General features: G+C 62.8%; 11 protein-coding genes. 2 read left to right on the top strand and 9 right to left on the bottom strand.

Going from position 1 to position 13,654, the window contains the following annotated elements:
• Positions 1-168: 168 nt before the first annotated feature.
• A complete protein-coding gene (gene aqpZ, locus HX898_RS01040) occupies positions 169-855 on the bottom strand; it encodes an aquaporin Z (protein ID WP_180193744.1) in 687 nt (228 codons plus the stop codon).
• A gap of 268 nt (positions 856-1,123) precedes the next feature.
• Between aqpZ and HX898_RS01035 the strand changes: the two genes are divergently transcribed.
• Both HX898_RS01035 and HX898_RS01030 read left to right on the top strand, forming a co-directional pair.
• Positions 1,124-2,437, top strand: coding sequence for an MFS transporter (locus HX898_RS01035; protein WP_180193743.1), 1,314 nt, complete (start codon positions 1,124-1,126; stop codon positions 2,435-2,437).
• A gap of 115 nt (positions 2,438-2,552) precedes the next feature.
• A complete protein-coding gene (locus HX898_RS01030) occupies positions 2,553-3,482 on the top strand; it encodes an SDR family oxidoreductase (RefSeq protein ID WP_180193742.1) in 930 nt (309 codons plus the stop codon).
• 4 nt (positions 3,483-3,486) lie between these two features.
• Here HX898_RS01030 and murB read toward each other — a convergent pair whose 3' ends face one another.
• From murB to HX898_RS00990, 8 genes are read right to left on the bottom strand one after another with little or no spacing between them, the layout of a single operon-like run.
• Positions 3,487-4,461: a UDP-N-acetylmuramate dehydrogenase gene (murB, locus tag HX898_RS01025; protein WP_180193741.1), complete on the bottom strand. Its 975-nt coding sequence runs from the start codon at positions 4,459-4,461 to the stop codon at positions 3,487-3,489.
• A complete protein-coding gene (murC, locus tag HX898_RS01020; RefSeq protein ID WP_180193740.1) occupies positions 4,458-5,873 on the bottom strand; it encodes a UDP-N-acetylmuramate--L-alanine ligase in 1,416 nt (471 codons plus the stop codon). Before murC ends, murB begins: the two co-directional genes overlap by 4 nt.
• The gene (murG, locus tag HX898_RS01015) at positions 5,870-6,994 is read right to left on the bottom strand and encodes an undecaprenyldiphospho-muramoylpentapeptide beta-N-acetylglucosaminyltransferase (protein ID WP_180193739.1); all 1,125 of its coding nucleotides are present in this window, start codon (positions 6,992-6,994) and stop codon (positions 5,870-5,872) included. The genes murC and murG overlap by 4 nt, the downstream gene beginning before the upstream one ends.
• A gap of 6 nt (positions 6,995-7,000) precedes the next feature.
• The gene (gene ftsW / locus HX898_RS01010) at positions 7,001-8,155 is read right to left on the bottom strand and encodes a putative lipid II flippase FtsW (RefSeq protein WP_017988955.1); all 1,155 of its coding nucleotides are present in this window, start codon (positions 8,153-8,155) and stop codon (positions 7,001-7,003) included.
• Between the two features lies 1 nt (position 8,156).
• A complete protein-coding gene (gene murD, locus HX898_RS01005; protein ID WP_138387071.1) occupies positions 8,157-9,569 on the bottom strand; it encodes a UDP-N-acetylmuramoyl-L-alanine--D-glutamate ligase in 1,413 nt (470 codons plus the stop codon).
• A gap of 7 nt (positions 9,570-9,576) precedes the next feature.
• On the bottom strand, positions 9,577-10,677 hold the full coding sequence (gene mraY, locus HX898_RS01000; RefSeq protein WP_003541415.1) for a phospho-N-acetylmuramoyl-pentapeptide-transferase: 1,101 nt from the start codon (positions 10,675-10,677) through the stop codon (positions 9,577-9,579).
• Positions 10,678-10,699: 22 nt separating this feature from the next.
• The gene (locus HX898_RS00995) at positions 10,700-12,133 is read right to left on the bottom strand and encodes a UDP-N-acetylmuramoylalanyl-D-glutamyl-2,6-diaminopimelate--D-alanyl-D-alanine ligase (RefSeq protein ID WP_180193738.1); all 1,434 of its coding nucleotides are present in this window, start codon (positions 12,131-12,133) and stop codon (positions 10,700-10,702) included.
• Positions 12,130-13,650: a UDP-N-acetylmuramoyl-L-alanyl-D-glutamate--2,6-diaminopimelate ligase gene (locus HX898_RS00990; protein WP_180193737.1), complete on the bottom strand. Its 1,521-nt coding sequence runs from the start codon at positions 13,648-13,650 to the stop codon at positions 12,130-12,132. The genes HX898_RS00995 and HX898_RS00990 overlap by 4 nt, the downstream gene beginning before the upstream one ends.
• Positions 13,651-13,654 lie beyond the last annotated feature (4 nt).

Genomic DNA, 13,654 nt, shown 5'->3' with positions numbered 1-13,654 from the left:
TGGTTAATGAAGTGTTTACTTTCGTTAACTTCGTATTGCCGCGCCCGTGATTTTTTAACCTTCTCTTCTTCGGGATTGCCAGATCGAAGACGCCGCCGATCCGCGAAAACAGAAAAACCCGCACGGAAAAACCGCGCGGGCTCAATGGGATAGCTCTTTGTCTTGCAGTCAGTCGGCGTCGTCGAGGAATTTCCATACGAGTCCGCCGAGCGCTCCACCCGCAAGCGGCGCAATCCAGAACAGCCAGAGCTGCTGCAGCGCCCAGCCGCCGACGAAAAGCGCCTGGCCGGTGGAACGCGCTGGATTGACCGAGGTATTCGTCACGGGGATGGCAACGAGATGGATCAGCGTCAGCCCGAGGCCGATCGCCAGCGGCGCGAAGCCCGCAGGCACCCGGCTGCTGGTCGACCCCAAGATGATGATCAGGAAGAACATGGTCAGCAGCACTTCGATCAGCAGCGCCGAAAGCAGTGAATAACCACCCGGAGAGTGCTCGTCATATCCGTTGGCGGCAAAGACGCCGAGTTCGAAACCCGCCTTGCCGCTGGCGATGAGATAGAGCAGCGCCGCCGCGGCGATGGCGCCGACAACCTGCGCGACGATATAGGGAACGAGACGCGCCGCCGGAAACCGTCCGGCAACCGTAAGGCCGAGGGAGACGGCGGGGTTGAAATGACCGCCCGAAATACCGCCCACGGCATAGGCCATGGTGAGCACCGTCAGACCGAACGCAAAGGCCACGCCGACAAAACCAATTCCAAGCTCGGGATAGGCCGCGGCCAGCACGGCACTGCCGCATCCGCCGAAGACCAGCCAGAACGTGCCGAGAAATTCGGCAACAAGACTCTTTTGCATGGATATCTCCTCTGCCCTCAACCAGAGGGTTAGCAATGAATCTGTTACAATTCGATTCCGGTCAAGCACGCGGGCAACGCCACGGCAAGCCTCGCGCAAGGAAGGAAAACCCAAGGATTTGAGATGACGCCGAGGGACGCGAGCCGGTAATGCATGCAGCCGCGTTCCCTGTACCGACTGCATGTTTTGACGTTTTCTCGGATCTGAAATTGCGTTAAGACCCGCCCGCCTCCCAAGGCGCTTCACAAAAATACTGATTGGAATGAAAATGACAGACGCGATCTCCGCATCGCCGACTCCTGCCTCGAACAGTGCGCAAGTCAATTCCCCGGCTCGCGTTCTCATCGCCAGCCTTGTCGGCACCACCATCGAATTCTTCGACTTCTACGTCTACGCGACGGCAGCCGTCCTCGTCTTCCCGCATCTCTTTTTCCCGGCAAGTGATTCGAACGCCGCAACGCTGCAGTCGCTCGTCACCTTCTCGATCGCCTTCTTCGCCCGCCCCATCGGCGCCGTGATTTTTGGCCATTTCGGCGATCGCATCGGCCGCAAGGCGACGCTCGTCGCCGCGCTGATGACGATGGGGCTTTCGACCGTCCTGATCGGCATGCTGCCGGGCTATGATGCGATCGGCATCGCGGCACCCTTGTTGCTGGCGCTTTGCCGCTTCGGTCAGGGCCTCGGCCTTGGCGGCGAATGGGGCGGCGCCGTTCTGCTTGCCACCGAAAACGCTCCTCCCGGCAAGCGCAGCTGGTACGCCATGTTCCCGCAGCTCGGCGCGCCGATCGGCTTCATCCTCTCCTCCGGCTTCTTCCTCATCCTGGCGGAAACGATGAGCAACGAGGATTTCCTCGACTACGGATGGCGCATTCCCTTCATCGCCAGCCTCGCCCTCGTCGCAGTCGGCCTCTATGTCCGTCTGAAGATCGCCGAGACGCCGGAATTCCGCAAAGCCGTCGAAAAGCACGAACGCGTCGCGGTGCCGATCGAGGTTGTCTTCCGCAACCATCTGCGCAGCCTGATCCTCGGCACCTTCATCGCCGTCGCGACCTTCGTGCTGTTCTACCTGATGACGGTCTTCACGCTCTCCTGGGGTACGACACCTCTGGAAAAGGGTGGGCTCGGTTACTCCCGCGAGCAGTTCCTGGTCGTCCAGCTTGTCGGCGTCGTCTTCTTCGGCCTGACGATCCCGCTCTCCGGCTGGCTCTCCGATCTCTATTCGCGCCGCATCATCCTGACGCTGACGACAATTGCCATCGCCATCTTCGGCTTCTTCTACGCGACGCTGTTGACCAGCGGTCTCACAGGCGCTTTCCTGTGCTCGATCATCGGCCTCGCCTTGATGGGCTTCACCTATGGTCCGATCGGCGCTGCCCTGGCCGCGCCCTTTCCGACCACGGTGCGCTATACCGGCGCCTCGATGACCTTCAACCTCGGCGGCATCTTCGGCGCTTCGCTCGCCCCTTATATCGCCACCTGGCTCGCCACCCATTATAGTCTGGACTATGTCGGCTACTACCTCGCTGCCTCGGCAGTGATCTCGCTGGTCTGCATCCGGTTGTCGGGCCACGAGGAAGTCTGAACCTCGATCAACAAATGAATAACAAGCCGCGGCGCTCTATCGTCGCGGCTTTTTTATTGATGCCGTCAGCACTTCCGGTTAACCGGAACACTCACGGTAAAACGGGGAACAGATCATGCGATGCCTCATTACCGGCGCAGCCGGCTTTGTCGGTGGGCCTCTCGTCGAAAGACTGCATGGAGAGCAGATATGCGAGCTTGCGGTGACGACGCGATCTGCAGCCGCCAGCTTCCCGACATCTGTGCGGCATTTTCCCGTCGAGATATCCAGTGAAACCGATTGGACGGCTGCTCTCGAGGGTATTGATGTCATCGTCCATCTCGCCGCTCGTGTTCACATCATGCACGACCGCGCAGCCGATCCGCTTGCGGAATTTCGTCGGATCAACACCGCCGCCACGTTGAACCTCGCCGAGCAGGCCGCCCGCGCGGGCGTAAAAAGGTTCGTCTTTATCAGCAGCATCAAGGTCAATGGTGAGGAGAACGATCGGCCTTTCCGGCATGACGATACGCCAATGCCGATCGATCCCTATGGGATCTCGAAGCTGGAAACTGAAATCGGGCTGCATGAAATCGCCGCCCGAACAGGCATGGAAGTTGTCGTCATTCGCCCGCCGCTCGTCTATGGACCCGGTGCGCGGGGCAACTTCGCCCTGCTCGTCGGACTTGTCCGGAGGAAGATACCGCTCCCCTTCGCCTCGCTGAAGAACCGCCGGACACTGGTCGCGCTTCCAAATCTTGTTGATCTGATCATCACTGGGATGAAGCATCCGGGTGCTGCCGGCCAGACCTTTCTCGCAGGCGATGCAGAAGATCTTTCGACTCCCGGGCTTATCGAAGGGATTGCCGCAGGACTGGGTGTCAAACCGATGCTGCTCCCCTTCCCCCCCGCCCTGTTGCAGATGGGCGCGAGAGTCGCGGGAAAGGACGCCGTCTACCAGCGTCTTTGCGGTTCCCTGCAGGTCGATATATCCCATGCCCGCGAAGTGCTCGGCTGGTCGCCTCTCGTCACGCCGCGCGACGGCCTGAAGCTTGCGGTGAGGTAAACCGTTATCCGCTCGTCACACCGTGGAACGGACGCACTTCGCGGCCGGGCATGAAGACGCCGAGGCGTTTGATTTCCCATTCGAGCTTGATGCCGTCTTTTTCGAAGACCTCGCGACGCACCTGTTCGCCGAGATATTCGAGATCGTAACCGGTCGCCTGCCCCATGTTGATCATGAAGTTGCAGTGCAGCGACGACATCTGTGCCCCGCCGATGACGAGACCGCGGCAGCCTGCCTCGTCGACCAGTTTCCAGGCCGAATGGCCAGCCGGATTCTTGAAGGTCGAGCCGCCGGTCTTTTCGCGAACCGGCTGCACCGTCTCGCGGTGATTGCGCACGGCATCCATCTCGGCGCGTATCTGGGCGCGCTCTTCCGGATAGCCCTCGAACAGGACCGAGGTGAAGATCAGATCTGTCGATGCGGTCGAATGCCGGTAGGAATAGCCCATCTCGGCATTGGAAAGCACATGCTTGTCGCCCTTGCGGTCGACGGCATGGACTTCGATCAGCCGCTCGCGCGTTTCGACGCCATTGGCGCCGGCATTCATGCGCGCCGCGCCGCCGATGCCGCCGGGAATGCCGTAGAAGAAATGGAAGCCGCCGATGCCGTTGTCCATCGCCATCGCCGCCACATGTTTGTCCGGGCAGATGGCGCCGGCGAGAATGCGGTTTTCACCGGCAAGCTCGACGAAGCCGAACCCCTTGGCCGACAAGCGCAGCACGACGCCGGGAATGCCGCCGTCGCGCACCAGGATGTTCGAGCCGACGCCGACCACCGTCAGCGGCACCTCTTCCGGCAATATCTTCAGGAAAGCGATGAGATCGTCGACGTCATGCGGCTGGAACATCAGCTCGGCCAGGCCACCGGCCCTGAACCAGGTGACGCGGTCCATCGGGGCATCCGGCGTGATACGGCCGCGGATATCCTTTACACCGTCTCCGAGAGACGCGAGAAGCTTTTCCCCATTCACCTGTTTCATACGGACTTTCCCGATAGGCCTTCCAGTTGCTTGGGCAGCGCCGCTGCCCAGGATGTAATGCTCCCAGCCCCCAACAGAACCACGAAATCGCCAGGCTTTGCAACCTCCGCGACCATCTGCGGCAGAAGCTCCGCCGAGCTTAGAAAGCGGGCGTCGCGATGGCCGCCGGATTTTATGCGCGAGACCAGCGACACGGAATCGATACCCTCGATCGGATCCTCACCCGCCGCATAGACAGGTGCCAGGAAGATGCTGTCGGCATCGTTGAAGCAGGCGGCGAATTCCTCGAACAGGCTCGCAAGACGGCTGAAGCGATGCGGCTGGTGGATCGCGATGACACGGCCCTTGCAGGACTCTCGGGCGGCGCGCAACACCGCCTTGATCTCGACCGGATGGTGGCCGTAATCGTCGAAGATCTGCACCCCATTCCACTCGCCGGTCAGCGTGAAGCGGCGCTTGACGCCGCCGAAGGAGGCGAGCCCCTTGGCGATATCTGCGCTCGATATGCCGAGCCGGTTGGCAACGGCAATCGCCGCCGTCGCGTTGGAAATATTATGCCGGCCGGGCATTGGCATGACCAGCCCCTTGAGCTCGATTACCTGGCCGGTGCGGCGGCGGCGGATTTCGACGTCGAAGATCGAGCGCGTGCCGTCGACGCGCACATTCTTGAAGCGCACGTCGGCCTGCGGGTTCTCGCCATAGGTGATGATCTTGCGGTCCTCGATGCGGCCAACCAGCGACTGCACCTCGGGATGGTCGAGACACATGACGCCGAAGCCGTAGAACGGCACGTTCTCGACGAACTGCCGGAAGGCGGCGCGCACGGCGTCGAAATTGCCGTAATGGTCGAGATGTTCCGGGTCGATATTAGTGATGACCGCAACATCGGCCGGAAGCTTCAGGAAGGTGCCGTCCGATTCGTCGGCCTCGACCACCATCCACTCGCCCTCGCCCATGCGGGCATTGGTGCCGTAGGCATTGATGATGCCGCCATTGATGACGGTCGGGTCCAGCCCGCCGGCTTCGAGCAGTGTGGCGACCAGCGAGGTGGTCGTCGTCTTGCCATGCGTGCCGCCGATGGCGATCGCATTGCGGAAGCGCATCAGCTCGGCGAGCATTTCGGCACGGCGCACCACCGGCAGCAGCTTTTCGCGCGCGGCGATGAGTTCCGGATTGCTCTTCTTGATTGCCGTCGAGACGACGACGACCTCGGCCTCACCCAGGTTTTCGGCCCGGTGGCCGACGAAGACCTCGATGCCCTTGTCGCGCAGGCGCTGGACATTGGCGCTGTCGGCCTGGTCCGATCCCTGCACCTTGTGGCCGAGATTGTGCAGCACCTCGGCAATACCGCTCATGCCGATGCCGCCGATGCCGATGAAATGGACGAGACCGATCGTCTTCGGCAGTTTCATGCGCGTGTCCTCTTGAATTCCGCAATTGTCCGTCTGGCGGCAATAGCCTCAACCAGCTCGGCAAGCAAGTTCGCGGCATCGGGTTTCCCGGCGAGTTTCGCCGCCGCCGCCATGTGCGAAAGCTTTTCTGGATCGTTCATCACAGCCGTCAGGATCGCTGCGATCTTCTCCGGCGAAAGCTCCGACTGGGCAATCACCTTCGCCCCGCCGGTCGCAGCAAGTGCCGCCGCATTCGCCGCCTGGTCGTGATCGAGAGCGTGCGGGTAAGGCACGAGCACGGCAGGCCGGCCGATGACGGAGATTTCCGAAACCGTCGAGGCGCCCGAACGGCAGATCACGAGATGCGCCCTTGCCAGCCTCTCGGCCATGTCGGTGAAGAAGGGTGCGATATCGGCTCCCATCTCTAGCCTGGCGACGCAGCCGCTGACCATCTCCATATCCTCGGGACGCACCTGCTGGGTGATGCGCAGGCGCAGGCGAAGCGCATCGTCGAGCAGGCTGATCGCCGTCGGCAGCGCCTTGGAGAAATATTGCGCGCCCTGGCTGCCGCCGAAGACGACGAGGTTGAAGGCCTCGCCCGCATGCGACGGCGTGTAAGGCACCTCGGCTGCGGCGATGATTGCCGGGCGGACGGGATTGCCAGTCGTCACCGTCTTGTCTGAAAAGGCAGCGCCTCCCTCCGGCAGGAAACCGCCGGCGATGGCCTGCACGCGAGTTGCCAAGGCCTTGTTGGCGCGCCCCATCACCGCATTCTGCTCGTGGATCATCGCGGGCACGCCGAGCCGGGTGGCGGCAAGAAGCGGCGGCACGGTTGGATAACCGCCGAAACCGACGACGATGACCGGCTGCAACCGCTGGATCAGCTTCTTTGCCGCCCGCATGCCGCTCCAGAGCGTCCATAGCGAGCGGGCGACGGCGATCGGGTTCTTTGAGCCGATCGTCGCCGACGGCACGACATGGATTTCCTCGGCCGGGAACTTGCCGGCATAACGCTCGGCCCGGCTGTCCGTGACGAGATGCACCGAATAGCCGCGCTCCTTCAGCTTGAAGGCCAGCGCCTCCGCCGGGAACACATGGCCGCCGGTTCCCCCGGCGGCAAGCAGCACGATGCCTTTGCTCATGGTCTTCTACTCCGCCGGCATGCCGTGCGGGACACGGAAGAGGCTCCGGTCCTGTGCGCGTTTTTCCGGTCGATGGCGCGTCAGCGCCAGAATGAAGCCGGCGGTGACGCAGATCGCCACCATAGACGAGCCGCCATAGGAAATCAGCGGCAGCGTCATGCCCTTTGCCGGCAGCAGTTCGAGATTGACGCCGATATTGATGATCGACTGGATGCCCATCTGCAGCACCAGGCCGGCGACAGCGAAGCGGTTGAAGTCGTTCCGTTCGCGATAGGCATGCGAGAGGCCGCGCAGCACCAGCACGGTAAACAGCGCTACGAGCGCCATGCAGAACACGATGCCGAACTCCTCGGCCGCGACCGAGAAGATGAAGTCGGTATGCGCATCCGGGATGATGCGCTTGACGATGCCTTCGCCCGGTCCCTGGCCGAACCAGCTGCCGCGGATGATCGCCTCGCGCGCGGTGTCGATCTGGAACGTGTCGCCCTCGCCGGTCATGAACTTGTCTATTCGGCCGGCGACGTGCGGGAAGACGTAATAGGCGCTGAGCAGGCCGCCGGCGCCGCCGATGCCGAGCAGCATGATCCAGATCCATGGCATGCCGGCCATGAAGAACATTCCGCCCCAGACGGCTGTGGTCAGGATGGTCTGGCCGAGATCCGGCTGCGCGACGAGAAGGGCCGCGACGATGCCGAACAGGATGATGGCAAAGAGATTGCCAGGGATCTCCGGCTGGCGCGCATGTTCGGCAAACAGCCAAGCGCAGACCACGACGAAGGCAGGCTTCATGAATTCCGACGGCTGGATGGAAAGCCCGGCGATCCAGATCCAGCGCCTGCCACCCTTGACCTCCTGCCCGACGAACAGCACCAGCACCATCATGGCGACCGAGATGATCAGGATCAGGATCGCAGTTCGCCGCACCTGGCGTGGCGTCAGGAACGACAGCCCGAGCATGACGCCGATCGAAGGGATCATGAAAGCCGCATGGCGCTTGACGAAGTGGAAGGGCTCGAGCCCGATGCGCTCGGCGACCGCAGGAGATGCCGCAAACGACAGCATGAAGCCGATGCCCATCAGGAAGATGAACATTGCCAGGAAGAAGCGGTCGATGGTCCAGAACCAATCGGCCAGAGGCCCACGTTCCGCGCGGCTTACCATGTCATTTCTCTCCTGTTGCCGGACCGATCAGCATCGCAATCCCATCAAGCGCCGCCACGTGGCCGACGAAGGCTTCGCCCCTGACTTCGAAGTTCTTATACTGGTCGAAGCTTGCGCAAGCCGGGGATAACATCACGGCCGAAGCAGCGCTCTCGTCGCGTTCGGCATCGGCGGCCGCATGCGCGACGGCGCGCTCCAGCGTGTCCGAGATCTCGTAAGGCACGGCCTCGCCGAGCGTCGCGGCGAATTCCGCCGCCGCCTCGCCGATCAGATAGGCCTTGGCGATGCGCGGAAAATAGGGAGCAAGCGTCGTGATCCCGCCAGCCTTCGGCAAGCCTCCGGCGATCCAATAGATGCGATCATAGCTCGAAAGAGCCGGCGCTGCGGCATCGGCATTGGTCGCCTTGGAATCGTTGACGAAAACGACGCGGCCACGCTGCCCGACCGGCTGCATGCGGTGCTTCAGTCCGGGAAACGAGGCAAGGCCGGTGCGGATGTCGTCAGCGGAAATCCCGACGGCGAGGCAGGCGGCAACGGCTGCGGCGGCGTTCTGCGCATTGTGACTGCCGCGCAGCGTCTGGATGCCGTCGAGATCGGCGAAGGGCAGCATGGCGCCGCCGGCGGCCTGGATGAGTTTGGTGCCCTCGGCATAGATGCCGTCGGCCAGCACGTTGCGGCGCGAAATACGGACCACCTTGACGCCTGCCCGCTCGACACGATCGGCAATCAGCGCCGAATGGCTGTCGTCGACGCCGACGATCGCGACATCGCTGCCGGCGACCAGCCTTTCCTTGATATCGGAATAATGCTGCATCGTGCCGTGACGGTCGAGATGATCCGGCGTCAGGTTGAGCAGGATGCCGGCCGACGGGTCCAGCGTCGGCGCCAGATCGATCTGGTAGGAGGAGCATTCGACGACGTAATAACGCTCGGCCTTCGGCGGATCGAGCGTCAGCACGGCCGTGCCGATATTGCCGCCGAGCTGCGTGTCGTAGCCTGATGATTTCAGGATATGGGCGATCAGCGCCGTCGTGGTCGACTTGCCGTTGGTGCCGGTTATGGCGATGAAAGGGCAATCCGGCGCATGGGCGCGGCGCTCGCGCACGAAGAGTTCGACGTCGCCGACGATATCGACGCCGGCCGCCCGCGCAAGATCGACGGTCCAGTGCGGCTTCGGATGGGTGAGCGGCACGCCGGGCGACAGCACGAACAGCGCCTGCTGGCTCCAGTCGATGTTGTGCAGGTCTTCCGTCCTGATGCCTTCGGCAGCGGCCTTGGCGACACTGTCGGGATTGTCGTCCCAGGCGGTCACCTCGGCACCGCCTGATATCAGCGCCCGGGCGGTGGCAAAGCCGGAGCCGCCGAGCCCGAAGAGCGCGACCTTCCTGTCCTTGAGCGTCGTGACCGGGATCATCGCTGCCTCACCGGAGCTTCAGCGTCGAAAGGCCGAGCATCGCAAGGCCGACGGCGACGATCCAGAAGCGGATCACCACCTGGCTCTCGGTCCAGCCCTTCTTCTCGAAGTGATGATGGATCGGCGCCATCAGGAAGACACGCCGGCCGGTCATCTTGAAGAAACCGACCTGGATGATGACCGACAGCGTCTCGATGACAAAGAGGCCGCCGATGATTGCCATGACGATCTCGTGCTTGGTGGCGACGGCGACGGTGCCGATCGTGCCGCCGAGTGCCAGCGACCCCGTGTCGCCCATGAAGATGGCGGCCGGCGGCGCGTTGAACCAGAGAAAGCCGAGGCCGGCGCCGATGACCGCGCCAAGCACCACGGCGAGTTCGCCGGTGCCGGGCACGAAATTGATCTGCAGGTAATTCGCAAACACCACGTTGCCGGCGAGATAGGCGATGACGCCGAAGGAGGCGGCGGCGATCATCACAGGCACGATGGCAAGCCCGTCGAGACCGTCGGTCAGGTTGACGGCATTGCCGGCGCCGACGATGACGAAGCCGCCGAAGACGACGAACATGATGCCGATATTGATCATGAAGTCCTTGAAGAAGGGAAAGGCGATCGAGGAGCCGAAGGTCGAGCCGGCAATCCCCGAGGCAAGGGCGGTGCGCATCATGAAATAGACGGCGATGCCGGCGATGACGAATTCGATACCGAGACGCGCCTTGCCGGAAAAGCCCATGTGGCTCTGCTTCGTTACCTTAAGATAATCGTCGTAGAAGCCGATCGCACCGAAGCCCAGCGTCACCAGCAGCGTGGCGACCACATAGACGTTGGAAAGATCGGCCCAGAGCAGCGACGCGCCGACGATGCCGGCGAGGATCATCAGTCCGCCCATGGTCGGCGTGCCGGCCTTCTTGAAATGCGTCTGCGGCCCGTCGGCGCGGATCGGCTGGCCCTTGCCCTGCCGGATGCGCAGCGAATTGATGATCGTCGGCCCGAACAGGAAGACGATCAGTGCTGAGGTGAAGAGAGCAGCCCCCGTGCGGAAGGTAATATATCTGAACAGGTTCAGAAATTTGAAATATTCCGACAGTTCGACAAGCCAGATCAGCATTCAGGGCCCCTTGTTTACCCGATCAAAATTCGCGTTGCGTGTCGGCAAATGGCGGGAACTTGTCAAGGAGCGCGGCGACGATCTTGCCGAAAGCGATGCCCAGAGACGATTTCACCATCAACACGTCGCCTGGCGCGACCGAGTTCAATACATAATCCGTCAATTCGCTAGTGTTCTCGCGATATTCGACATGGACGCTTTCCGGCAACGATTCCTTCAGCGCAGCCATCTCCGCTCCTGCGAGCCAGACATGCTCGATGCCGGCAGCAAGCAGCGGCACGGCAAGGTCGGTATGGACCTTCTGCGCATACTCGCCCATCTCAAGCATGTCGCCGAGCACGGCGATACGGCGTCCGCGGCCGGTCGGTTCGGAGGCTGCCAGCAGCGCGATCGCCGCGCGCATCGAGGCCGGATTGGCATTGTAGCTCTCGTCGATCAGCGTGAAGCTGCCGCCGCCGATCACAAGCCGGTGGCGCTTTCCCCTGCCCTTTTCCGGCCTCAGCGTCGCAAGCGCTTCGATCGCCTTCTGCATATCGGCGCCGACGATCCTAACGACGCCGAGCGCTGCGAGCGCATTCTCGGCGATATGGCGGCCCGGTGCGCCGAGCGCGACCTCCAGCGTCTCGCCGCCGATCGTCAGCCACAGGGTCGAATTCTCGTCGGAACCATTGAATTCTGCGAGCCGGAATTCGGCCTTGGCATGCTGGCCGAAAGAATGGATATGCTCGATGCCGAGCGACTGCGCCGTGCGGTCGAGGAAATTGAACTGGTCGTTGTCGCGGTTGAGCACGACATGGCCGCCGGGTTCGAGCCCCTCGAAGATCTCGGCCTTGGCGGCGGCGATTTCCTTGATGTTCTTGAAATTGCCGAGATGCGCCGGCGCGATCGTGGTGATGATGGCGACATCGGGACGGATCATCACCACCAGCGGCCGGATCTCGCCGGGGTGGTTCATCCCGACTTCGAAGACGCCATAATCCGTATCCTCGGGCATGCGCGCCAGCGTCAGCGGCACGCCCCAATGATTGTTGAAGGAGGCGACGGAGGCGTGCACCTTGCCGGAGGGCGACAGCACATGCCGCAGCATCTCCTTGGTGGTCGTCTTTCCCACAGATCCCGTCACGGCGATGATCCGGGCCTTTGAGCGCTCGCGCGAGGCAAGGCCGAGCCGGCCAAGTGCCGCGAGCACGTCTTCCACGACGATCATCGGCACCGTCAGGCGGCCCATGGCGGGAAGCCTCGCCTCGCTGACGACGAGAAGGGAAGCGCCGTTCGCCATCGCCATCGAGGCGTAGTCGTGACCGTCGACGCGGTCGCCCTTGATCGCGAAGAAAGCTTCGCCTGGAGTAATCGAGCGGCTGTCGATGGAAATGCCGGTGATGCCCTCGGGCAGCGTGCCGAAGGGGCGCCCCGCCATCGCTGCGATCATGTCTTCCATCGTCCAGAGCCAGCTCAAGATTTCAATTCCTCCAAGGCCTTGCGCACCTCCGCATGATCGGAGAACGGCAGGGTGACGCCGCCGATCGTCTGCCCTTCCTCATGCCCCTTGCCGGCGACGATCAGCGTATCGCCGGATCTCAGCATGCCGACCGCCTCGCGGATCGCCATGGCGCGATCGGCGACTTCCGAGGCGCAAGGCGCGGCCGCCATGATCTCCGCCCGGATGGAGGCCGGCTCCTCCGAACGCGGATTATCGTCGGTGACGATAACGACGTCGGCAAGACGGCAGGCGATTTCGCCCATGATCGGCCGTTTGCCACGGTCACGGTCGCCGCCGCAGCCGAAAACGACGATGACGCGGCCGGTGGTGAAGGGTCTGACCGAGCCCAGCACGTTTTCCAGCGCATCCGGCTTGTGGGCGTAATCGACATAGGCGAGCGCCCCGTCTTTCGTATGGCCGACGAGTTCGAGACGGCCGGACGCGCCGACGAGCTTCTCGAGCGCGGCCATCGCAACCTTCGCCTCAACGCCGGTCGACATGGCAAGCCCTGCTGCAACCAGCGCGTTGGCCACCTGAAAATCGCCGGCCAGCGGAATGTCCACCTCGAAGATCTCGCCGCCGATATGGATCTCGGCCATCTGTTTGTGGCGGAAATGCTCGACGCGCTTCAACGATAGGTAATCGCCCTTACGCCCGACGGTGCGGATGTCGTGACCGGCATCTGTCGCGGCCTTGATCGCCTGCGCCGACCACGGATCGTCAGCAAAGATCACCGCCGGCGATCCCTTCGGCAACAGCGTATCGAAAAGCCGCATCTTGGCGGCCATATAGGCATCGACGGTCGGATGATAATCCATGTGGTCGCGGCCGAGATTGGTGAAGGCGGCGGCGGCAAGCCTGACGCCATCAAGCCGGCACTGGTCGAGACCGTGGCTGGAGGCCTCCATCGCGGCATGTGTCACGCCTTCTCCGGCAAGTTCCGCCAGCAGCGCATGCAGCGACACCGGATCGGGCGTCGTCAGCGAGCCATACTCGTTGCGCGTCGGCGAGACGACGCCCGTCGTGCCGATCATCGCGGCCGCGTGGCCAGCATGCGCCCAGATCTGCCGGGTGAAAGAAGCGACGGAGGTTTTGCCCGCGGTGCCGGTGACGGCGACCATAGTGTCGGGCTGCCTGCCGTGGAAACGCGCGGCGGCGATGGAAAGGAAACGGCGCGGCTCCTTGACCGCAAGCACGGGGATCGAAGCATCGACGGCTTGGGAGGCGATCGCGACGGCAGCGCCGCGGCCGGCGGCATCCACGATGAAGCCCGCGCCGTCCGCCTTGGTGCCGGCGACCGCGACGAAGACATTGCCCGGCGCCACCTTGCGGCTATCCGAAGACAGGCCCGAAATATCAAGCAGGCCTGCCGGGCCTTCGAGCTGTGCTTCAAGTTCCGGAAACTGATCTCCGGCCAAGTCTCGCAATTTCATCGAATGCACTTTTCTCTCTTGAAGCCGATTCACCCCTCGCGAATCGGCGTCGATATTCATTCAC

It is taken from the genome of Rhizobium sp. WYCCWR 11128, assembly GCF_013416305.1.
In the GTDB taxonomy this organism is placed as follows: domain Bacteria; phylum Pseudomonadota; class Alphaproteobacteria; order Rhizobiales; family Rhizobiaceae; genus Rhizobium; species Rhizobium indicum.
This window is presented reverse-complemented; position numbering and strand designations above follow the sequence as displayed.